Below are 20,165 nucleotides of genomic sequence, written 5' to 3'. Positions count from 1 at the left end.
TGGCACTTCGACATTGGCGAAAAGCAAACTATCCCGACAACGGGCGAGTTTTGCACTTAAATAGTCTTATCGTTGCCTCACTGCACCACGCCGACGAAAATACACCCGCGTTCTGCCTACATTTTTAATGTCGATCACCTATTTATGTTCTGGAATAAGGAAACCCCATGAAACCACTCGTCATCAGCGCAGCACTTGTACTGAGTGCGCTGTGCAGCGTAGCCCACGCGGCCAAACTGGAAGACGTGGCCCCCTACCCCAAAGCCGAAACCGGGTTCAGCCGCCAGGTTATCTATCTGCCCAAGCAGAAGAACGAAGACGATTACAAGGTTCAAATCATTGCAGGAAAAACCCTGCAGGTGGACTGCAACCAGCAGCGACTGGGCGGCAAGCTGGAAGAAAAAACTCTCGAGGGCTGGGGTTACCCGATGTATCGGCTGAACAAGGTGACAGGCCCGGCGAGTACGATGATGGCCTGCCCGGAAGGCAAGGCGCACCCTGAATTTGTGCCGGTAGTGGGGGAAGGTTTCATGCTGCGGTACAACAGCAAGTTGCCGATTGTGGTGTATGTGCCCAAGGACATTGAAGTGCGCTATCGCATTTGGTCTGCTTCAAAGCAGATCAAGCAAGCTGTTAGCGAGTAATCCCCCCAAATAAATGCTCAGCGGCCCTTTTCGCTCTACTGGACTCAACTTCCTGTAGCAGGGCCGCAGATTACCGGGGTCGTTGAGTTCGCCCCATTCCTCTCACACTCGCCGAAAAAGGGGGCACACCTCAGGCCAACAGTTTTTGTATCTGCTCTTGCAAGGTATCAAGGTCAAACGGTTTGGCCAGAATCGGTGCTGTGCGAGTGATCGGACTGCCCGTTTCACGAATTTCAGCCGGGTAACCACTGATAAATATCACCTTTAGGTCAGGGCGCAATTTCAGTGCAGGCTCGGCAATATCAACCCCGGAAACACCTCCCGGCAGTCGAAAGTCGGTGACCATCAAATCCAGGTGCGGTTTGCTCGCCAAAATATCAAACGCCTGCTTGCCGTTTTCCGCTTGCAACACCCGATAGCCTTCACCCGACAGATAGGCGCTTAACACCATCAGAATCGAGGGATCGTCCTCGACAATCAAAACAACATCTTGCGCATCTTCACTCATGGGAAACCCTAATCCGTACAATCGCTGCCATTACGACCTCACACAGAGCCAGAGGTTGCGGCCATTTCATGACTTTTGCACCAACGGTAGGCTAACCCTGAACAGGGCGCCCTCGCCCAACGTGCTGTGAACGCTGATAGTGCCGTTATGAGCGGCGATGATCTGCTCGGAAATAAACAACCCCAACCCCAGACCGCTCACCACGTCGCTCCCGGCAACCCGTTCGAACTGATGGAAAATGCGTTGCTGGTTTTCTTCGCTGATGCCAATGCCCTGGTCTCTCACATCAATGATGGCATTGCCTCCCTCGACATACACCGAAACATCTACCGGTTTGCGGGCGCCATAGCGCAATGCGTTGGTCAGCAAGTTGGATACCACCTGCTCTATCCGGAACTCATCCCACTGGCCTGTCACCGATTGGCAAACCGTAAAATTGACCTGCGATTGTGCTGCGCTGATTTGCGCTGCGAAGCTTTCCAGCAGATTGGCCACAGTGTGTGATAAATCAAACGTCGAGGGACGAATCGAAAGCTTGCCTGTGCGTATGCGCGACACATCCAGCATGTCTTCAATCAGGCGGATCAGGCTCTGAATCTGGCGCTCGTCGCGGTCGACCATCGCTTGCATTTTGTCCATCGAAAATGCAGCAGCATTGTCGCGGGCCAGATGCATTTTGCGCAGCTGGGTTTCAAGAATCAGTCCATTGAGAGGCGTACGCACCTCATGAGAGACAATCGACATAAAGTCGTCACGCATGCGAACTGCATGCTCAAGCTCGCCCTGGGTGACTTTTAGCTGCGCAAGCAGCGTTTCCTGCTCACGTCGGCTTTGTTCCAGTGCTTCGACCTGGTGCTTCATGGCCTTGCTTTGGCGATACAACTCGACAAACACATTGACCTTGCTCTTGACCGCATGGATATCCAGCGGTTTGTGCAAGAAATCTACAGCGCCACTTTCGTAGCCCTTAAAGGCATAGTTCATCTCGCGCCCGGCGGCGCTGACAAACACAATGGGGATATTTTTGGTTTTTTCGGTTCCACGCATTAACTCGGCCAGTTCAAAGCCATTCATACCCGGCATCTGAACATCGAGAATCGCCATCGCGAACTCATGTTGCAATAACAACGACAGTGCCTCGTCCGCGGACAGGGCTTTGTAAACCGTGCGATCCTCGCGTGTGATCAACGCTTCCAGCGCCAGCAAGTTTTCTGGCAGATCGTCAACGATCAGCAACTTGGCTTGAATTTCACTTAGTAGCATTCGATTCGTTCCAGCTCGACGAGCAATCGGGCAATGCCGTGCAAAGGAAGGATGAAGTCCGGATGGCAGCGCTCCAGCGCGGCATGCGGCATGGTGGCCACATGGGCTTCTGTTGGGTCTTGCACGATGGTCAAGCCGCCTTGCAACTTGACCGATAACAGCCCCTGAGCTCCGTCCTGATTAGCACCCGTGAGTAATATCGCAGCCAGACGCGATTGGTACACATCAGCTGCAGACTCAAAAAGGTAGTCAATCGAGGGACGGGAATAATGCACCCGCTCCTCTCGACTCAATGAAAAACTGTGATCTTGTTCTATGGATACATGATAGCCGGGAGCCGCAAAGTACAAGGTGCCCGGCGCAATAGGCTCTTTGTCGTCGACTTCCTTGACCGGCAACGACAGACGACTGTTAAACACGGCGGCCAGTTGGCTGCGACGCTCATCGGGCACATGCAAGACCACAATAACGGGCAACTTGAAGCCAGGTTGTACATCGGCAAAAAGTGTCAGCAAAGCCTCGACACCACCTGCCGATGCGCCAATCACTACCGCGTCTACAGCCCTGAGTTCTGTGGTCATAGCTTTCGGTAGATCCTTTCTTGCTTGAGCACTGGTGCAAACGCTTTGCTGTAATCCGAAAAATCCAGGGTTTCCTTGCTGCCCAGCATCAGAAAACCGCGATGACAGAGCGACTCATGGAACAAGCCAAAGGCTCTGTTTTGGAGATTTTTATTGAAGTAAATCAATACGTTACGACATGAAATTAAATTAGTTTCTGAAAATACACTGTCGGTGGCCAAGCTGTGATCAGCGAAGGTCACGTTCTCACACAGACTCTTGTCAAAAATGGCGTAGTCATAAGCCGCCGTGTAGTAATCGGCAAACGAGCGCTGACCACCGGCCTTTTGGTAGTTACTGGTGTAGCCACGGATGCTTTCCATCGAAAAAATGCCTTGCTTGGCTTTTTCCAGCGAACGCGGATTGATATCAGTGGCATAAATAATGGTGCGATCCAACAGCCCTTCTTCGCGCAGCAAGATGGCCATAGAGTAGACCTCTTCGCCGGTGCTGCACCCGGCAATCCAGATTTTCAGCGACGGGTAGGTTTTGAGAATAGGCACCACTTCCTGGCGGATGGCCAGGAAGTGCTCAGGATCGCGAAACATCTCACTGACCGGAATCGTCAAATACTGCAACAACTGCATAAACGCAGTCGGATCATGCAGCACGCGCTCCTGCAAGGCCGAAATGGTATTGCAGTCGAACTGACGCATTGCGTGCAGAACCCGGCGCTTGACCGAAGCGCCGGAGTAGTCACGAAAGTCGTAGCTGTATTTGAGGTAGATCGCTTCGATCAGCAACCTTAATTCAATGTCGGTGTTTCGATGCACTTAAAGTCGTTCCATTTTCGGTAGCCAGACCCGGATCAGAGAGAACAAACGATCCAGATCAATCGGTTTGGCAAGGTAATCGTTGGTGCCCGCCTGAAGGCAACGCTCCTGATCGTCTTTCATCGCCTTGGCCGTCACGGCAATGATCGGCAGCTTGCGCCAACGCGGGTTTTTGCGAATCTCGATAGTGGCCTCATAGCCATCCATCTCCGGCATCATGACGTCCATCAGCACCAGGTCGATGTCTTCCACTTCATTCAGGCGTTCGATGGCTTCACGGCCATTACGGCCAATCACGACGACGGCACCTTTGTGCTCCAGCGCACTGGTCAGCGCAAAGATGTTTCGTACATCGTCATCCACCAGCAAAATCTTGCGTCCTTCAAACACCTTGTCGCGGCTGCGAGCCGTCTGGAGCATCGTTTGCCGCTCATGGGACAACTGAGATTCGACTTTGTGCAGAAATAATGTCACTTCATCGAGCAAACGCTCAGGTGAACGCGCGCCTTTGATGATGATGGAGCGCGAGTACTTGCGCAGTTCAGCTTCTTCATCGCGGGTCAGGTTGCGCCCGGTGTAGACAATGACAGGCGGGAAAGAACAAATATCCTCAGTCGACATACGCTTGAGCAAATCGCCACCGAGCATGTCCGGCAACTTGAGATCGATGATCATGCAGTCGTAAATATTGCTGCGCAACAGATCGAGCGCTTCCTGCGCAAAGCCAACAGCGGTGATTTCGATATCATCATCACCGATCAAGCGCGCGATGCTGTCGCGCTGCAGATCATCGTCTTCGACCAACAACACGCGTTTGACCTTCTGGGTCAACTTTGCCTCAAGCCGTGCAAAGACATTCTTCAGTTCTTCGCGGGTCGTCGGTTTGACCGCATAACCCACCGCGCCCATGTGCATCGCCGCTTCAACACGGTCCTCAACGGAAATCACGTGCACCGGAATATGCCGGGTCGGCGCCGACGCTTTAAGACGCTGCAGCACCGTCAACCCGGAATGATCAGGCAAGCGCATGTCCAGCAAAATGGCGTCTGGAATGAACTCGACGGCTAACCCAAAGCCTTCATCCGCGCCATGGGCCACCAGGCAGTTATAGCCGAGCTCGTGCGCAAGATCGAAGAGGATGCGTGCAAAGTTCGGCTCGTCTTCAACCACCAAAATACAGCGCGTGCTGAACGGCGCTTTTTCCCGGTCATCGGCAAACCGAGGAATCTGTACAGGCGCAACGTCGACAGGCTTGGACACAGCACTGGCCGAGACGGCTCTGGCCGGCGGCGCAACCTTGGGCGCCATTGGTTCGTCAGGTTCGACAAATTGCTCGGGCATGCTCAGGGTAAATTCGCTGCCCTGCCCCGGCGTACTGCTGACACTGATGGTGCCGCCAAGCAAGGTCGCCAGATCACGTGAAATCGATAACCCCAGGCCGGTGCCGCCATAACGACGATTGGTGGTGCCATCCGCCTGACGAAATGCCTCGAAGATGCTTTCCTGTTGATCCTCGGCAATACCAATCCCGGAATCCTTCACGATGAAAGCAATCCTTTCGCCCGGAGCCTGCGCAACGGTGAGGCTGACCTGACCTTTTTCGGTGAACTTGATCGCGTTGGACAGTAAGTTCTTGAGGATTTGCTCCAGACGCTGGCTATCGGTGTAGAGCATGGGCGGCGTGCCGGGTTGAACTTCAACCTTGAGCGTCAGCCCCTTGTCCCCGGCCAACGGCTCAAACATCCCGCGCAAGCCCTCGACCACCCGTGCCACGCTGGTGTTCTCGGGCAACACTTCAAGCTTGCCAGCCTCGACTTTTGAAATATCCAGAATGTCATTGATCAGGTTAAGCAAGTCATTGCCGGCCGAGTAAATCGACTCGGCGAATTTGACCTGCTCACCGGAAAGGTTGCCGTGAGAGTTTTCAGACAGCAGTTTTGCCAAAATTAATGAGCTGTTCAGCGGCGTGCGCAGCTCATGGGACATATTGGCCAGGAACTCTGACTTGTACTTGCTGGAACGCTGCAGCTCCTGCGCGCGTTCCTCAAGCTGTATTTGAGCCTCATTCAGTTCTTTATTCTTGCGGTCCATCGCGTCGCGCTGGCCGGCCAACTCTTCGTTGGTCTGTTCCAGCTCAGCCTGCTGGGTCTCAAGATTAGTCTGCGACTCCTTGAGGATTTGCGACTGCTCTTCCAGCTCTTCGTTAGCCGTTTTAAGTTCTTCCTGCTGCACTTGCAGTTCTTCATTGAGCTGCTGTGTCTCGGCCAGCACCTCTTGCAGGCGCTGGCGATAGCGCGCGGCCTCAATTGAGGTGCCAATGTTGTCAGCGATCAACTCAAACAGCTCCACATCGCGCTCGGTCAGCGTTCTGAGGAAGCCCAGCTCAATCACGCCATTAACCCGATCATCATCGCTGGTGGGCACCACGAGCACACTGCGCGGCAAACCTTCACCCAGACCGGAACTCACCTTCAAAAAGTAGTCTTGCGGCACATTGTCCAAGCGAATCAACTGATCTTGTTGAGCCGCCTGACCCACTAGCCCTTCATCATTGTGAATCACCTGATCACGGGATTCTTGCTCATTGGAAAGGCCATAACTGGCAACTCGCTTGAGTCCGCCATGGTCTTCGCGCACATAAACGGCGCCCACCACACTGCCCAGATACTGAGCGCAGAACTGCAAAATATTACGTCCCAGCATGTTCAGGGTCAGACGCCCCAGCACTTGCTCAGCCAGCTCAGTCTGCCCGTTGCGCAACCATGCTTGGCGCTCCAGACGTTCAGCAGTCTTAATGTATGACTCGAAGTTTCTCTTATAACTTTCTGAAAGATTAATTAAATCGCGACGACCTACATACGCAAGAAAGACACTGAGTCCTAGAATAAAAAGTAGATAAAGGCTGATACTGATAACGGTTGTCTGGCTGACCTCATCGCTGCGCGCCACCCGTAACTGCTGTTCCATCCCGATAAAATCGTCGTATTCCTTACGTATCTCGTCGGTCAGGCGCTTGCCCCGACCGGACTGTACTGCCGCCTTGTAGTCACCGCTCTGACGACGCAAGTCGACCATCGACTGTGCGTAAAGAGCCCATTCCCGCTGCAAGGCTTCCAGGCGCTTGAGACGGTCGACTTGCTGCGGGTTATCACTGACCAATTCTTGCAAGCTTTGTAATTGCGCAACGATTTGCGGCTTGGCAACGACATAAGGGTCAAGAAAGTGCTCGTCGCCGGTGATCAGATAGCCACGCATCCCTGTTTCCAGGTCAATCGTGAGTCTGGCGGCCTCATTGGCATTGGTAATGACGCGATCGCTGTGTTCGACCCAGCGGATCACCGACAACAGGTAACTGATCATCACCACAAACAGCACGGCACTGAGCACACCGACGGCCAAGGGCAAGCCTATGTTTCGAGTTAAAAGCTTGCGAAAGCTTCGCTCATCAATGGATGCGGGGGATTTCATGTGTCGAGTCCGTACTGGGAGCAAAAACGAGAGTGTGCAGGATTAGCGGTGAGTAGTTCCAATTTCTTACGCACAAGACAGAAATTTCGTACAAAAATATTCAATTTAAACCTTCACAAGGCTATTCTTGCTGACATTGTTGAGGCCTGAGCGACACCTAATGAGCCCAACGCTTAAATTCTTGAAGAGATCATGACTATGCCCGCAACAGCCTCCACGATTCTTGTGGTTGAAGACGACAGCATTGTCAGAATGCTGATCGTAGACGTGCTTGAAGAGCTGGAGTTCAACGTGATTGATGCCGATTGCGCTGAAGAGGCCCTGATTTCTCTTGAGAATCTGGACACGCGCATCGATCTGCTCATGACCGATTTCAGTCTGCCCGGTTTCAACGGCCAGGAATTGGCAGCCAAAGCCCGTCAGTTGCGCCAAGACTTACCGGTGCTGGTTGCCAGTGGCCTGGCAGAAACCCTTGAACTGTCGGAGGGGGTGCATTTGATTGGCAAACCTTTCTCCATTAACCAGTTACGCGACAAGGTGACAGGCATCCTCGATTCTGAAACACGCGCCCTTCCTTGAATTGACCTTCCCGTATTGCTGTGTTTTCCTAAGCGCCTTGTATCAGGTGCCCTTCACAGGGTGAAACGGGAAACCGGTGCGTCAGGCATTGATCTGCTGACAAGTCCGGCGCTGCCCCCGCAACGGTAAGCGAGAGAAGCATCAAATCCACTGCGCCCAGTGCGTGGGAAGGAGATGCTTACAGGCTCAAGCCCATTGAGCACCTCGCAAGCCCGGAGACCGGCCTGGTTCTTTTTGACTGACAAACCCGCGGTGGGCGGGCGCTGTTGAACCCTGCGAGCTTCGTTCGCGGGGTTTTCTTGCGCTCACATGCCCGCCGCCCGACCCGAGGCAAGCGCCATGTCCACTCGCATCAGCCGCACCCATGCAGTTGCTACCCCTACCACCCAAAGCCAACGCATCGTAGCCGCTGTGGGCGCCGCTGTGCTGGGGGCTTTGCTCGTTTACTTTGCCGGTTTCTCACACATCGATGCAGTTCACAATGCTGCCCATGACACCCGTCACAGCTCTGCATTTCCGTGCCATTGAGAGCGTCTGCCATGATTAAGCGTATTGCTCAAACCGCAGGCTTCGCTGGCTTGCTGGCAGCTTTGCTGCTGACGCTGCTGCAAAGTTTTTGGGTTGCCCCACTAATTTTGCAGGCAGAGACCTTCGAAAAACCCGCCGCAAGCGAAAGTCATGCCCACGCCGACATGGCCATGCCCGCTCACGAACATGACGCCGAGGCCTGGGAGCCCGAAGATGGCTGGCAGCGTGTACTGTCTACCACGGGTGGCAATCTGGTCGTTGCGGTCGGTTTCGCCTTGATGCTGGCGGGCCTGTACACCTTGCGTGCGCCCACCCGAACGTCTCAGGGCCTGCTCTGGGGATTGGCTGGCTATGCCGTATTTTGCCTCGCCCCCACAATGGGCCTGCCGCCGGAACTGCCGGGCACAGCCGCTGCCGACCTGCTGCAACGTCAGCTGTGGTGGGTCACTACGGCCGCGTCTACAGCAGTCGGTATCGCCCTGCTGGTGTTCGGCAAGCATTGGGCGCTCAAGGTCCTTGGCCTTGCCATTTTGGCGGTGCCGCATCTCTTTGGCGCTCCACAGCCTTTGGTTCACTCAAGCCTGGCACCAGAAGCGCTTGAGTCCCAATTCAAAATAGCCGCACAACTGACCAACCTTGTGTTTTGGCTGGCACTGGGGGTGATCAGCGCCTGGCTGTTCCGTCGCAAATCTGACACGCCTCAGTACACGGCATGACAGAGGTAGCCCCAGGGCCAATTCTGGTCATTGGCCTGGGCTGCCGACAAGGGTGCAGCGCCGTACATTTAATCGCCCTGATTGAACAATCACTGGACAAGGCCGGCCTCGCGCTCAGCGCGATCAGCGCCTTGGCCAGCATCGAGACGAAGCAGCACGAACCCGGGTTATTGCAGGTGGCCGCGCAGCTCAATTTCAGGCTTGAGGTTTTCAGCGCCGAGCAATTGGCACCGTTTTCCTCCAGACTCAGCCACCATTCCACGATAGCGTTTGAGCATACGGGTTGTTATGGCGTGGCCGAAAGCGCGGCTTTGGCACTGGCTGAACAACTCGGCGATGGACCTGCCAGCGTGCTAATAACCCGACAAAAATCTTCAGCTGCAACCTTTGCATTGGCGTGCGCCAGGCAAAAGCCGCGATAATCCCCCGCCTCACTATGAGCAACGTTCACGAACAGCTCTATCACGACCCTTTCAAGAGACTTCCATGACTGTATTTTTCATCGGTGCCGGGCCTGGCGATCCAGAGCTGATTACCGTCAAAGGCCAGCGTCTGATCCGTAGCTGCCCGGTGATTATTTATGCGGGCTCGCTGGTTCCTGAAGCGGTGCTGCAGGGGCATCAGGCGGAACTCGTCATCAACAGCGCCGAGCTGCACCTTGAACAAATCATTGCAGTGATCAAAACCGCCTATGACCAAGGCCACGATGTCGCCCGCGTGCACTCCGGCGACCCGAGTCTATATGGGGCTATCGGCGAGCAAATCCGCTGCTTGCGGGAACTGGGCATCCCTTTTGAGATCATTCCAGGAGTCACCGCAACTGCAGCCTGCGCTGCGCTGCTGGGGACTGAGCTGACACTGCCGGACATTTCGCAAAGCGTGATTTTGACCCGCTATGCGGAAAAAACCGTGATGCCCGCCGGTGAAGAACTCAGCAGCCTGGCGCAGCATAAAGCGACCATGGCGATTCACCTTGGGGTTAAGAACCTCGAGAACATCGTCCGCGATTTAACCCCGCATTATGGCAGCGACTGCCCTATTGCCGTCATTCACCGGGCCAGCTGGCCGGATCAGGACTGGGTGACGGGTACGCTGGCGGACATTGCAGTGAAGGTGCAAGCCAAGGGTTTTAAACGCACAGCGCTGATTCTGGTGGGCCGAGTGCTGGCCAGTGACAATTTTTCGGACTCGTCGCTGTACCGTGCCGGGCATGCGCATCTGTATCGCCACTAAGCAGCACCTCAAACGACAGGCATAAAAAAACGGTGCTCACGGGGCACCGTTTTTTTATGCAACTGGCAGCGAACGCTTTTTTACCGAGGCCACTCAGTAGTAAGCGTTTTCTTTCTGCGAGTGGTCTGTCACGTCACGTACACCTTTAAGCTGAGGAATACGCTCCAGCAACGTACGCTCAATACCTTCGCGTAACGTCACATCAGCCTGACCACAGCCTTGGCAACCGCCACCAAACTTCAACACGGCAATACCGTCTTCAACCACTTCAATCAGGCTGACCTGACCACCATGGCTGGCGAGACCGGGATTGATCTCGGTTTGCAGGTAGTAGTTGATGCGCTCGTTGATCGGGCTGTCTTCGTTGACCATTGGCACTTTGGCATTCGGTGCCTTGATGGTCAGTTGGCCGCCCATGCGATCAGTGGCGTAGTCCACCACTGCATCTTCCAGAAACGGCTCGCTGACTTGATCGATATAAGCCGTGAAGCTTTTCAGGCCCAGCACCGTATCTTCAGGCTTAACTTCTTCCTTTTTGCAGTAAGCAATACAGGTTTCAGCATACTGAGTACCCGGCTGGGTGATAAAGACGCGAATGCCAATATCGTGGGAGTTCTGCTTGGACAGCAGATCAGCCAGGTAATCTTGGGCGGCGTCGGTAATCGTTATGGCGCTCATGGAATCTCCTCACAGACATGGGGGGCAGTTTACGCCAATCGGCGCGCCTGACAAAGTCCTAGTATTTTTGTCAGGAAAGCCACCCCCCACGAGTCATGGATTACAGGTTTTCGTAGCGGTTCATGTCCAGCACGCCCGCCTCGACCGGGTCGGTTTCATTGATGTACTGACCAATATCATGGAAATAATGCCAAAACTCGGGATTGCTGCGACGAATCCCCCAACGCTCGACAATGGCATCAAAAGCCGCTTGATCCTGGCACTTCTCCATCGCCTGAACAAAGGCTTCAACCTCACCCGCAGGGATGTTGAATATAAAGTTGGGGTAGCTGCTCAGCACGCCCGGGTAGATGGTCAGGGTGTCCAACCCCGGTTGCAAGCGGTACTCCTCGCCCACCATGAAGGCGACGTTGGTGTGCGCGCGGTTACGCAGCATGCTGTACATCTCACGCTTGCCGTCGCTGCCTTCGATGCGCAGCATGGTCGCTTCTGGCAGCTGATTGATGACCACCAGCCCCGCCGCAGGACGCGACGTCAAACGGCTCAATGACTGCTCGGCGTACTGAAACTCTTGGGCGATATTGGACCGTGAGCAGTAAGCTCCCGTGCAACGGTTGATTGGATCGGGCCGGGCATTGAGCGTGCCGGTGCGCTCGATCAACTTGAGGGCAAAGTCTCGTTTGGGGTCTACCGGATCGAGCTTCATCCCGGTCGGGGTGTCCGTGTCGATTTTCTGATAGTCCATCCACATTTTCAGCTTGCCACTGTTTTGATACCAATCGCCGAGGATTGCAGCCCGCGAATCTGCGGGCATCAAACGCAGGAAGTTGACCTCGGCACCGTTGCGGATCAAGTCAAAGTACAAACGCGTTTGCGCTTGGTGGGACACGTTGCCAAAGACATCAAAGTTGACCGCCAACTGATAATAGGTACGCTCCAGCAAGGGGTAATCGAATAACCACAGGGTTTGCGGCACCTCGCCCACCAGGCCTTTGGTGACACTGGCACTGTCGAAGTGGCGGAAGATGGTCAGCAAGGCATTATCGTTACCCGCCCACAGCGTCGACCAACTGGGCGGCGGCATTTTCGCATACGCGTCCTGACGCAACTTTTCATAGTCATTGCGTTTATCACGGTAGTTGTGCCACAGCGTAATAACGCTGCCAACGTCGTCGATTTGACCAGGCATCGCCAGCAAAGGTGTTGCTTCTCCGCGATACGCGGCATCTACCACATAGCGATCACGAGCAGGCTCCTGGAACACCGCCCAGAAATTGTCACGGATCACGTCCGTCGCAATTTGACCACGACATACTGGCCCGCGAATGAAGGTCCGCACGAAGTATTCAGCGTTATCGAGCATGAATTGATAACGCGCCACGGCCGGAATGCCTTCAAAAGTTTCAAACGGGTTGGCGCGACCACGCGGGCCATAGCCAGGCAAACGTGAGGCATGCCAATTACCGCTGTAAAACAGTTGTTTGACCCGCTCCAGCTTGCGCTCACCCATCGGATAGGTGATGTGGGTTTTGTGCACAATCACACCCTGTACGGGCATCAAGCGGTAGTAAAACGTAGTGCCCGGGTCATCATTGGGACGACGTGTCGCAATCAGATCAACAGGCTGGCCACTGGGCGTACGGGAACGTACCCACTGGAAGTAATGGCCCGGCACACCGTTGTCAAAATAAGCATGGGCGAGAAACAAGTGCTCGTATAACCAGCGCGCAACCAGCGCCTGGCTGGAGCCAGGACGGTTGAGCAGCTCTTCCCACTCGGCAATTTGTGCGGCTTCGCCCGCCGTTGGTTTGATGGCATTTTGGTCAACAGGGGCGCCTGCCGCCAACCAGCCCTGCAACGTGCTGTATTGCTGATCAGTCAGCCCGGTCACGGCCAGCGGCATACCTTCTTTGGGATGACTTTGTGCATAGGCGTTGAACTCGCCCGGCGCCGGGCATGAGTTTTCACGATTAAGGCCCAACACGATTTCTTCAGGCAGCTTGGCGTTGGGGGTTAACGGTGCGCTATGCCCCAACTCGAGCATGCGCGCCATTAGAGCTGCTTGTGCGCCTTGAGCATCGAGCACCGAGTAAAAACCCTTGTTGCGCCACTCCGTCGGGCCGTTGGCATCATAAAAAATTCGCGTCGGCGGTACGGCAGTCGTTCTGTCGCCTTTATAGACCGGTACTTTGCTGGCACCCCGTGTAGCCCCCTCGGCACTGCCGAGGTTGAGCTGGCAGGCAGCATCGTTGCACGCGTGGCAGGCAACGCACTTTTCAGTAAGGATCGGTTGGATATCCCGGGTATAAGAAATAGCCGGGCTGACGAGCGGGACTTGCCCGAACGTTGTACTGCACATCACCAGCGTCACGGCGCCGGTGAGTAGGCGAAAAAACATGTGCCATTGTCCTGATATTAGAATGTCGCGATTCTACCCATGGAACGCCCGCCTCAACATGAGCTAAATTCATGTAAATCGTCGGATGATCAAATACCACGCAGGTTTGTTATGCTTTGGCATCTTTTGCATGGCTCTAAACAGGTAGTCCTATGTCTGACCGCAGCGCTCGTCTCCAAGCACTTCAGCAAGCCCTCAAAGAGCGCATTCTGATTCTCGATGGCGGCATGGGTACTATGATCCAAAGCTACCGCCTGGAGGAACACGACTATCGTGGCACACGCTTCGCAGACTGGCCGAGTGACATCAAGGGCAACAATGACCTGTTGGTCCTCACACGCCCGGACGTTATTGGTGCTATCGAGAAAGCGTATCTGGATGCCGGTGCCGACATTCTCGAAACCAACACCTTTAACGCCACTCAGGTTTCCCAGGCCGACTACGGCATGCAGGCCCTTGCCTACGAGCTAAACGTAGAAGGCGCACGCCTGGCACGCAAGGTGGCCGATGCCAAAACCCTTGAGACGCCAAACAAGCCTCGTTTTGTTGCCGGTGTACTGGGCCCGACCAGCCGCACCTGCTCGCTGTCGCCGGATGTAAACAACCCCGGTTACCGCAATGTGACGTTCGATGAGCTGGTGGAGAACTACACCGAGGCCACTAAAGGCCTGATCGAAGGCGGCGCCGACCTGATCCTGATCGAAACCATTTTCGACACCCTCAACGCCAAAGCCGCGATCTTCGCTGTACAGGGCGTATTCGAGGAGCTGGGCATCGAGCTGCCGATCATGATTTCCGGCACCATCACCGATGCCTCCGGCCGTACCCTGTCCGGCCAGACCACCGAAGCGTTCTGGAACTCGGTGAGCCATGCCAAGCCAATTTCGGTGGGCCTGAACTGCGCACTGGGTGCCAGCGAACTGCGCCCTTATCTCGAAGAATTGTCCAATAAGGCCAACACCTACGTCTCGGCTCACCCCAATGCGGGTTTGCCCAACGAGTTCGGCGAGTACGATGAACTGCCGTCCGAAACCGCCAAGGTCATTGAAGAGTTCGCCCAAAGCGGCTTTTTGAACATTGTCGGTGGTTGCTGTGGCACCACGCCGGGCCATATTCAGGCCATCGCCAACGCTGTGGCCGGTTACGCGCCGCGCCAGATCCCGGACATTCCCAAGGCCTGTCGCCTGTCGGGGCTGGAACCGTTCACCATTGATCGCAACTCGTTATTCGTCAACGTTGGCGAGCGGACCAACATCACCGGCTCTGCGCGTTTTGCCCGCTTGATCCGTGAAGATAACTACACCGAAGCCCTTGAAGTGGCTCTGCAACAAGTTGAAGCCGGTGCGCAAATCATCGACATCAACATGGACGAAGGCATGCTGGACTCGAAGAAGGCGATGGTCACCTTCCTCAACCTGATCGCCGGCGAGCCTGACATTTCCCGTGTGCCAATCATGATTGACTCCTCCAAATGGGAAGTGATCGAAGCCGGCCTCAAGTGCATTCAGGGCAAGGGCATCGTCAACTCGATCAGCATGAAAGAAGGCGTCGAGCAGTTCATCCAGCACGCCAAACTGTGCAAGCGCTATGGTGCCGCCGTGGTCGTGATGGCCTTCGACGAAGCCGGACAGGCCGACACCGAGGCGCGCAAAAAGGAAATCTGCAAACGCTCGTACGACATTCTGGTCAATGAAGTGGGCTTCCCGCCGGAAGACATCATCTTCGATCCGAACATCTTCGCCGTGGCCACCGGCATCGAAGAACACAACAACTACGCTGTGGACTTTATCAACGCCTGTGCCTACATCCGCGACGAACTTCCGTACGCCTTGACCTCGGGCGGCGTGTCCAACGTTTCGTTTTCGTTCCGTGGCAACAACCCGGTACGTGAAGCCATTCACTCAGTCTTCCTGCTGTACGCGATTCGCAATGGTCTGACGATGGGCATCGTCAACGCCGGGCAACTGGAAATTTACGACCAAATCCCGACTGAACTACGCGATGCCGTTGAAGACGTGGTGCTCAACCGCACCCCCGACGCCACCGACAATTTGCTGGCCATCGCCGACAAGTACAAGGGCGATGGCAGCGTCAAAGAAGCGGAGACCGAAGAGTGGCGCAGCTGGGACGTCAACAAGCGTTTGGAGCACGCACTGGTCAAGGGCATCACCACGCATATCGTGGAAGACACCGAAGAGTCGCGCCTGTCCTTCAAGCGCCCGATCGAAGTGATCGAAGGCCCGTTGATGTCGGGCATGAACATCGTTGGCGACCTGTTTGGCGCCGGTAAGATGTTTCTGCCGCAAGTGGTTAAATCTGCCCGTGTGATGAAACAGGCAGTTGCGCACCTGATTCCATTTATCGAACTGGAAAAAGGCGACAAACCCGAGGCCAAAGGCAAGATTCTGATGGCCACGGTCAAAGGCGATGTGCATGACATCGGCAAGAACATTGTTGGCGTGGTGCTGGGCTGTAACGGTTACGACATCGTTGATCTGGGCGTAATGGTGCCAGCCGAGAAGATCCTGCAAGTGGCCAAGGAACAGAAGTGCGACATTATCGGCCTCTCTGGCCTGATCACCCCTTCGCTGGATGAAATGGTCCACGTAGCCCGCGAAATGCAGCGCCAGGACTTCCACCTGCCGCTGATGATCGGTGGCGCGACCACTTCCAAGGCGCACACGGCCGTCAAGATCGAACCCAAGTATCAGAACGACGCCGTGATTTACGTCACTGACGCCTCACGCGCCGTGGGCGTGGCCACACAGTTGCTGTCCAAGGAACTGAAACCGGCATTCGTCCAGAAAACCCGCGAAGAATACATTGAAGTACGCGAGCGCACCGCCAACCGTAGCGCCCGTACTGAACGCCTGAGCTACGCGGCCTCTATCGCCAAAAAGCCGCAGTTCGACTGGGCCAACTACCAGCCGGTCAAGCCCACGTTCACGGGCGCCAAGGTGCTGGATAACATCGACCTCAAGGTACTGGCCGAATACATTGACTGGACACCGTTCTTTATTTCCTGGGATCTGGCAGGCAAATTCCCGCGCATTCTCACCGATGAAGTGGTCGGAGAGGCGGCGACTGCACTGTATGCGGACGCCCAGGAAATGCTGAAAAAGCTGATCGACGAGAAGCTGATCAGCGCCCGTGCGGTCTTCGGCTTCTGGCCAGCCAACCAGATCAACGACGATGATCTGGAACTGTACGACGACAATGGCCAGCCGTTGGCCAAACTGCATCACCTGCGCCAGCAAATCATCAAGACCGATGGCAAACCGAACTTCTCGCTGGCCGACTTCGTCGCGCCAAAAGAAAGTGGCGTAACGGACTACGTGGGCGGCTTTATTACCACGGCAGGGATCGGCGCCGAAGAAGTGGCCAAGGCTTATCAGGACGCAGGCGACGACTACAACTCGATCATGGTCAAAGCGCTGGCAGACCGACTGGCTGAAGCCTGCGCAGAGTGGCTCCATCAGCAAGTTCGCACACACTATTGGGGTTACGCCAAGGACGAACAACTGGCCAACGAAGAGTTGATCAAGGAGCAATACAGCGGTATCCGCCCTGCTCCCGGCTACCCGGCCTGTCCTGATCACACCGAGAAAGCCACGCTGTTCAAATTACTCGACCCTGAAGCCGAAGAAATGCGCGCGGGCCAAAGTGGCGTGTTCCTGACTGAGCACTACGCTATGTTCCCGGCTGCCGCAGTCAGTGGTTGGTACTTTGCACACCCACAAGCGCAATACTTTGCGGTGGGCAAAGTCGATAAGGATCAAATCGACAGTTACACGGCGCGTAAAGGCCAGGATTTGGCCGTCACAGAGCGCTGGCTCGCCCCTAATCTGGGGTATGACAACTAAGCCTGCACAATAACGTATGAGCGCTGCCGCAGACTCTGTCATTGCAGAGTCGCTACGAACCCATCGCAGCTTGCGGCAGCGACTACAGCACCAAGTGCTCTGAACTACACTCACGTCACTGCCATCCGCGCGAGTGAGTGACATGAGCGACCCTTCTGACAACAAACCACCTACCTTCTGGCAAGTCCTGCACAGCGTGATGGCCGCCGCCTTTGGCGTGCAGAGCGCAAAAAACAGAACACGCGACTTCACCCACGGCAAACCCGCCCAGTTCATGCTGCTGGGTTTGCTGTTTACGGTGGTATTTGCCCTGACGCTGTTCGCTATCGTCAAGCTGGTGCTGTATTTCGCAGGGGTCTGACTACTGGTGACTGACCCAGAATACGGCTGTCGCCACGACCAGAATGATCAAAAAAAGAATGGCCCACGCATCGACCTTGCTGTCGCTTTTACGCACTTTGACTGGAGTACTCATCGCATCGCCTTTTTTTCGGTTTTATGGGTGAATGCTTAAAGACTTCACTGAGTTAAGTTCAGCAATGCCCTTCTCACAAGTAAGGGATTGAGAATCAACCGCTTATAGTCGTTTTCGTTCTTTCCATATGCTTAAACATCACTTTTGCGCATAACTACAAACTGGTATCGTGCCCAGCTCCGTGGGGAGTGCGCGGCCGTGCGCGCAGATAAGCTGTTAGCAGCCTGAGAACAGGACCTATATGTACGTATATGACGAGTACGATCAGCGGATCATCGAGGACCGCGTCAAGCAGTTCCGAGATCAAACCCGACGCTATCTGGCCGGTGAGCTGAGCGAAGAAGAATTCCGCCCTCTGCGCTTGCAGAACGGCTTGTATGTTCAACGTTTCGCTCCGATGCTGCGGGTCGCTGTGCCCTATGGCCAATTGACTTCGCGCCAGGCGCGAATGATGGCAAAGATTGCTCGCGACTATGACAAGGGCTATGCCCACATCAGTACCCGCCAGAACGTACAGTTCAACTGGCCAGCCCTGGAAGACATTCCGGACATTCTGGAAGAGTTGGCTACCGTGCAAATGCACGCCATCCAGACCAGCGGCAACTGCTTGCGTAACGTCACCACTGACCAGTTTGCCGGCGTAGCCGCCGATGAACTGATCGACTCGCGTCCGTGGTGTGAAATCGTTCGTCAATGGACGACCTTTCACCCTGAGTTCGCCTACTTGCCGCGCAAGTTCAAAATTGCGATCAACGGCTCCGCTTCTGACCGCGCGGCCATCGAAGTGCATGACATTGGTCTTGAACCCGTGTTCAACGAAGCCGGCGAACTGGGCTTCCGCGTACTGGTCGGTGGCGGCTTGGGCCGTACCCCGGTGATCGGCGCATTTATTAACGAATTCCTGCCGTGGCCGGACTTGTTAAGCTACCTCGAAGCCATTTTGCGGGTCTACAACCGCTACGGCCGTCGTGACAACAAGTACAAGGCGCGCATCAAGATTCTGGTTAAGGCCCTGACCCCGGAAGTGTTCGCTGAACGCGTCGAAGCCGAAATGGTTCACCTGCGCGGCGGTTCAAACACCCTGACCGAAGCTGAAGTGCAGCGCATTGCCAAGCACTTCGTTGACCCGGACTACAAAGCCCTGCCCGACTTCGGCGCTGAACTGGCTGAACTCGATCAGCAGCACCCGGGCTTTGCCCGTTGGCGCGTGCGCAATACCTTGGCTCACAAGAAGCCAGGCTATGTAGCTGTCACCCTGTCACTGAAACCTACTGGCGTTGCGCCGGGTGATGTAACAGACAAGCAGTGGGACGGTATTGCCGACATGGCAGATCGCTACAGTTTCGGTCAGTTGCGCACGTCTCACGAGCAAAACATCATCCTGGCCGATGTTGAAGAGAACCAATTGTTCGCCATGTGGGGCGAATTGCGCGAGCAAGGGTTTGCTACGCCTAACATTGGCCTGCTGACCGACATGATTTGCTGCCCGGGCGGGGATTTCTGTTCGCTGGCCAACGCCAAATCGATTCCGATTGCCGAATCGATCCAGCGTCGTTTTGAAAACCTTGACTACCTGTTCGACATTGGCGAACTGGACCTGAACATTTCCGGTTGCATGAACGCCTGTGGTCACCACCACGTCGGTCATATCGGCATTCTGGGTGTCGACAAAAAAGGCGCCGAGTTCTATCAGGTTTCATTGGGCGGTAGCGCCAGTCGCGATGCCAGCCTGGGTAAAATCCTCGGCCCTTCGTTCGCTCAGGACGCCATGCCGGATGTCATTGAGAAGCTGATCGACGTGTATGTTGAACAACGCACCGAAGACGAGCGTTTCATCGACACGTATCAACGTATCGGCATCGACCCTTTTAAGGAGCGCGTCTATGCAGCGAATCATTAAGAACAACGAAGTCATCGACGAAACCTGGCATTTGCTGCCCAAGGATGCGAGCTTTGACGACATTTCCAACTGCGACGACCTGATCGTGCCATTGGCAATGTGGCGCGAACACGCTCACGCACTCAAAGCTCGTGATGGTGGCCTGGGTGTATGGCTGGACAGCGATGAAGAAGCTGAAGAAATTGGCGAGGACGTGGCTAACTTCCAGGTGATCGCCTTGAACTTCCCGGCCTTCACCGATGGCCGCAGCTACTCCAACGCCCGTCTACTGCGTGACCGTTACGGCTTCAAAGGTGAACTACGGGCCATTGGCGATGTACTGCGCGACCAATTGTTCTACCTGCACCGCTGCGGCTTTGATGCATTTGCAATTCGTCCGGACAAGGACCCGTATGAAGCACTGGAAGGTCTTAAGGATTTTTCGGTGACCTACCAGTCTTCTACCGACGAACCGATGCCTCTGTTCCGCCGTCGTTGACCGCCAGGTTGGCCCTGGAAAAACGCCATGGCCAACCCTGC

General features: G+C 55.2%; 17 protein-coding genes and 1 riboswitch. Of the genes, 10 read left to right on the top strand and 7 right to left on the bottom strand.

Going from position 1 to position 20,165, the window contains the following annotated elements; genetic code table 11:
- Positions 1-167 precede the first annotated feature (167 nt).
- On the top strand, positions 168-644 hold the full coding sequence (gene eco / locus GHN86_RS11885; RefSeq protein WP_153378809.1) for a serine protease inhibitor ecotin: 477 nt from the start codon (positions 168-170) through the stop codon (positions 642-644).
- A 130-nt stretch (positions 645-774) separates the two neighbouring features.
- On the opposite strand, the gene GHN86_RS11880 is transcribed toward eco, so the two are convergent.
- From GHN86_RS11880 to GHN86_RS11860, 5 genes are all read right to left on the bottom strand, one after another.
- Positions 775-1,152 carry a response regulator gene (locus GHN86_RS11880; protein ID WP_153378810.1) on the bottom strand — a complete coding sequence of 126 codons (378 nt, stop codon included), beginning with the start codon at positions 1,150-1,152 and terminating at the stop codon, positions 775-777.
- A 66-nt stretch (positions 1,153-1,218) separates the two neighbouring features.
- Positions 1,219-2,415, bottom strand: coding sequence for a hybrid sensor histidine kinase/response regulator (locus GHN86_RS11875; RefSeq protein ID WP_153378811.1), 1,197 nt, complete (start codon positions 2,413-2,415; stop codon positions 1,219-1,221).
- A complete protein-coding gene (locus GHN86_RS11870) occupies positions 2,406-2,996 on the bottom strand; it encodes a chemotaxis protein CheB (RefSeq protein ID WP_153378812.1) in 591 nt (196 codons plus the stop codon). Before GHN86_RS11870 ends, GHN86_RS11875 begins: the two co-directional genes overlap by 10 nt.
- Complete coding sequence (locus GHN86_RS11865) at positions 2,993-3,808, bottom strand: protein-glutamate O-methyltransferase CheR (protein ID WP_323369294.1); 816 nt, start codon at positions 3,806-3,808, stop codon at positions 2,993-2,995. The genes GHN86_RS11870 and GHN86_RS11865 overlap by 4 nt, the downstream gene beginning before the upstream one ends.
- A complete protein-coding gene (locus GHN86_RS11860; protein WP_153378813.1) occupies positions 3,809-7,276 on the bottom strand; it encodes a response regulator in 3,468 nt (1,155 codons plus the stop codon). It lies immediately after the preceding gene.
- A gap of 198 nt (positions 7,277-7,474) precedes the next feature.
- Between GHN86_RS11860 and GHN86_RS11855 the strand changes: the two genes are divergently transcribed.
- The 5 genes from GHN86_RS11855 (at position 7,475) to cobM (ending at position 10,332) form a co-directional block, all read left to right on the top strand.
- A complete protein-coding gene (locus GHN86_RS11855) occupies positions 7,475-7,855 on the top strand; it encodes a response regulator (RefSeq protein ID WP_153378892.1) in 381 nt (126 codons plus the stop codon).
- A gap of 27 nt (positions 7,856-7,882) precedes the next feature.
- Positions 7,883-8,098: riboswitch (cobalamin riboswitch) on the top strand.
- Between the two features lie 96 nt (positions 8,099-8,194).
- Entirely contained in the window at positions 8,195-8,383 is a 189-nt protein-coding gene (locus tag GHN86_RS11850; protein ID WP_153378814.1) for a CbtB domain-containing protein, read from the top strand.
- An 11-nt stretch (positions 8,384-8,394) separates the two neighbouring features.
- Complete coding sequence (locus GHN86_RS11845; RefSeq protein WP_153378815.1) at positions 8,395-9,099, top strand: CbtA family protein; 705 nt, start codon at positions 8,395-8,397, stop codon at positions 9,097-9,099.
- Complete coding sequence (locus GHN86_RS11840) at positions 9,096-9,521, top strand: cobalamin biosynthesis protein (protein WP_153378816.1); 426 nt, start codon at positions 9,096-9,098, stop codon at positions 9,519-9,521. The genes GHN86_RS11845 and GHN86_RS11840 overlap by 4 nt, the downstream gene beginning before the upstream one ends.
- Before the next feature lie 64 nt (positions 9,522-9,585).
- Entirely contained in the window at positions 9,586-10,332 is a 747-nt protein-coding gene (cobM, locus tag GHN86_RS11835; protein WP_153378817.1) for a precorrin-4 C(11)-methyltransferase, read from the top strand.
- 93 nt (positions 10,333-10,425) lie between these two features.
- Here cobM and nfuA read toward each other — a convergent pair whose 3' ends face one another.
- Positions 10,426-11,010: a Fe-S biogenesis protein NfuA gene (gene nfuA, locus GHN86_RS11830; RefSeq protein WP_153378818.1), complete on the bottom strand. Its 585-nt coding sequence runs from the start codon at positions 11,008-11,010 to the stop codon at positions 10,426-10,428.
- 100 nt (positions 11,011-11,110) lie between these two features.
- The gene (locus GHN86_RS11825; RefSeq protein WP_153386642.1) at positions 11,111-13,408 is read right to left on the bottom strand and encodes a fatty acid cis/trans isomerase; all 2,298 of its coding nucleotides are present in this window, start codon (positions 13,406-13,408) and stop codon (positions 11,111-11,113) included.
- 152 nt (positions 13,409-13,560) lie between these two features.
- On the opposite strand from GHN86_RS11825, the gene metH reads away from it, so the two are divergent.
- The 4 genes from metH to GHN86_RS11805 all read left to right on the top strand — a co-directional run bounded on the left by metH (position 13,561) and on the right by GHN86_RS11805 (position 20,124).
- Positions 13,561-17,271 carry a methionine synthase gene (gene metH / locus GHN86_RS11820; protein WP_153378820.1) on the top strand — a complete coding sequence of 1,237 codons (3,711 nt, stop codon included), beginning with the start codon at positions 13,561-13,563 and terminating at the stop codon, positions 17,269-17,271.
- Between the two features lie 142 nt (positions 17,272-17,413).
- On the top strand, positions 17,414-17,632 hold the full coding sequence (locus GHN86_RS11815; RefSeq protein WP_153378821.1) for a DUF2970 domain-containing protein: 219 nt from the start codon (positions 17,414-17,416) through the stop codon (positions 17,630-17,632).
- A gap of 355 nt (positions 17,633-17,987) precedes the next feature.
- The gene (locus GHN86_RS11810; protein WP_153378822.1) at positions 17,988-19,646 is read left to right on the top strand and encodes a nitrite/sulfite reductase; all 1,659 of its coding nucleotides are present in this window, start codon (positions 17,988-17,990) and stop codon (positions 19,644-19,646) included.
- Positions 19,630-20,124: a DUF934 domain-containing protein gene (locus tag GHN86_RS11805; RefSeq protein WP_153378823.1), complete on the top strand. Its 495-nt coding sequence runs from the start codon at positions 19,630-19,632 to the stop codon at positions 20,122-20,124. The genes GHN86_RS11810 and GHN86_RS11805 overlap by 17 nt, the downstream gene beginning before the upstream one ends.
- Positions 20,125-20,165: the final 41 nt, after the last annotated feature.

Source organism: Pseudomonas helleri, assembly GCF_009600315.1.
Taxonomy (GTDB): domain Bacteria; phylum Pseudomonadota; class Gammaproteobacteria; order Pseudomonadales; family Pseudomonadaceae; genus Aquipseudomonas; species Aquipseudomonas helleri_A.
The sequence above is the reverse complement of the archived record's forward strand: the minus strand, read 5'-3'. Positions and strand labels throughout refer to the sequence as shown.

Coding starts and splice junctions, on each gene's coding strand:
- nfuA (WP_153378818.1), bottom strand. CDS start 11,010: ATGAGCGCCATAACGATTACCGACGCCGCCCAAGATTACCTGGCTGAT.
- GHN86_RS11875 (WP_153378811.1), bottom strand. CDS start 2,415: ATGCTACTAAGTGAAATTCAAGCCAAGTTGCTGATCGTTGACGATCTG.
- GHN86_RS11855 (WP_153378892.1), top strand. CDS start 7,475: ATGCCCGCAACAGCCTCCACGATTCTTGTGGTTGAAGACGACAGCATT.
- GHN86_RS11805 (WP_153378823.1), top strand. CDS start 19,630: ATGCAGCGAATCATTAAGAACAACGAAGTCATCGACGAAACCTGGCAT.
- GHN86_RS11840 (WP_153378816.1), top strand. CDS start 9,096: ATGACAGAGGTAGCCCCAGGGCCAATTCTGGTCATTGGCCTGGGCTGC.
- metH (WP_153378820.1), top strand. CDS start 13,561: ATGTCTGACCGCAGCGCTCGTCTCCAAGCACTTCAGCAAGCCCTCAAA.
- GHN86_RS11825 (WP_153386642.1), bottom strand. CDS start 13,408: ATGTTTTTTCGCCTACTCACCGGCGCCGTGACGCTGGTGATGTGCAGT.
- GHN86_RS11860 (WP_153378813.1), bottom strand. CDS start 7,276: ATGAAATCCCCCGCATCCATTGATGAGCGAAGCTTTCGCAAGCTTTTA.
- cobM (WP_153378817.1), top strand. CDS start 9,586: ATGACTGTATTTTTCATCGGTGCCGGGCCTGGCGATCCAGAGCTGATT.
- GHN86_RS11810 (WP_153378822.1), top strand. CDS start 17,988: ATGTACGTATATGACGAGTACGATCAGCGGATCATCGAGGACCGCGTC.
- GHN86_RS11815 (WP_153378821.1), top strand. CDS start 17,414: ATGAGCGACCCTTCTGACAACAAACCACCTACCTTCTGGCAAGTCCTG.
- GHN86_RS11870 (WP_153378812.1), bottom strand. CDS start 2,996: ATGACCACAGAACTCAGGGCTGTAGACGCGGTAGTGATTGGCGCATCG.
- GHN86_RS11880 (WP_153378810.1), bottom strand. CDS start 1,152: ATGAGTGAAGATGCGCAAGATGTTGTTTTGATTGTCGAGGACGATCCC.
- GHN86_RS11850 (WP_153378814.1), top strand. CDS start 8,195: ATGTCCACTCGCATCAGCCGCACCCATGCAGTTGCTACCCCTACCACC.
- GHN86_RS11845 (WP_153378815.1), top strand. CDS start 8,395: ATGATTAAGCGTATTGCTCAAACCGCAGGCTTCGCTGGCTTGCTGGCA.
- eco (WP_153378809.1), top strand. CDS start 168: ATGAAACCACTCGTCATCAGCGCAGCACTTGTACTGAGTGCGCTGTGC.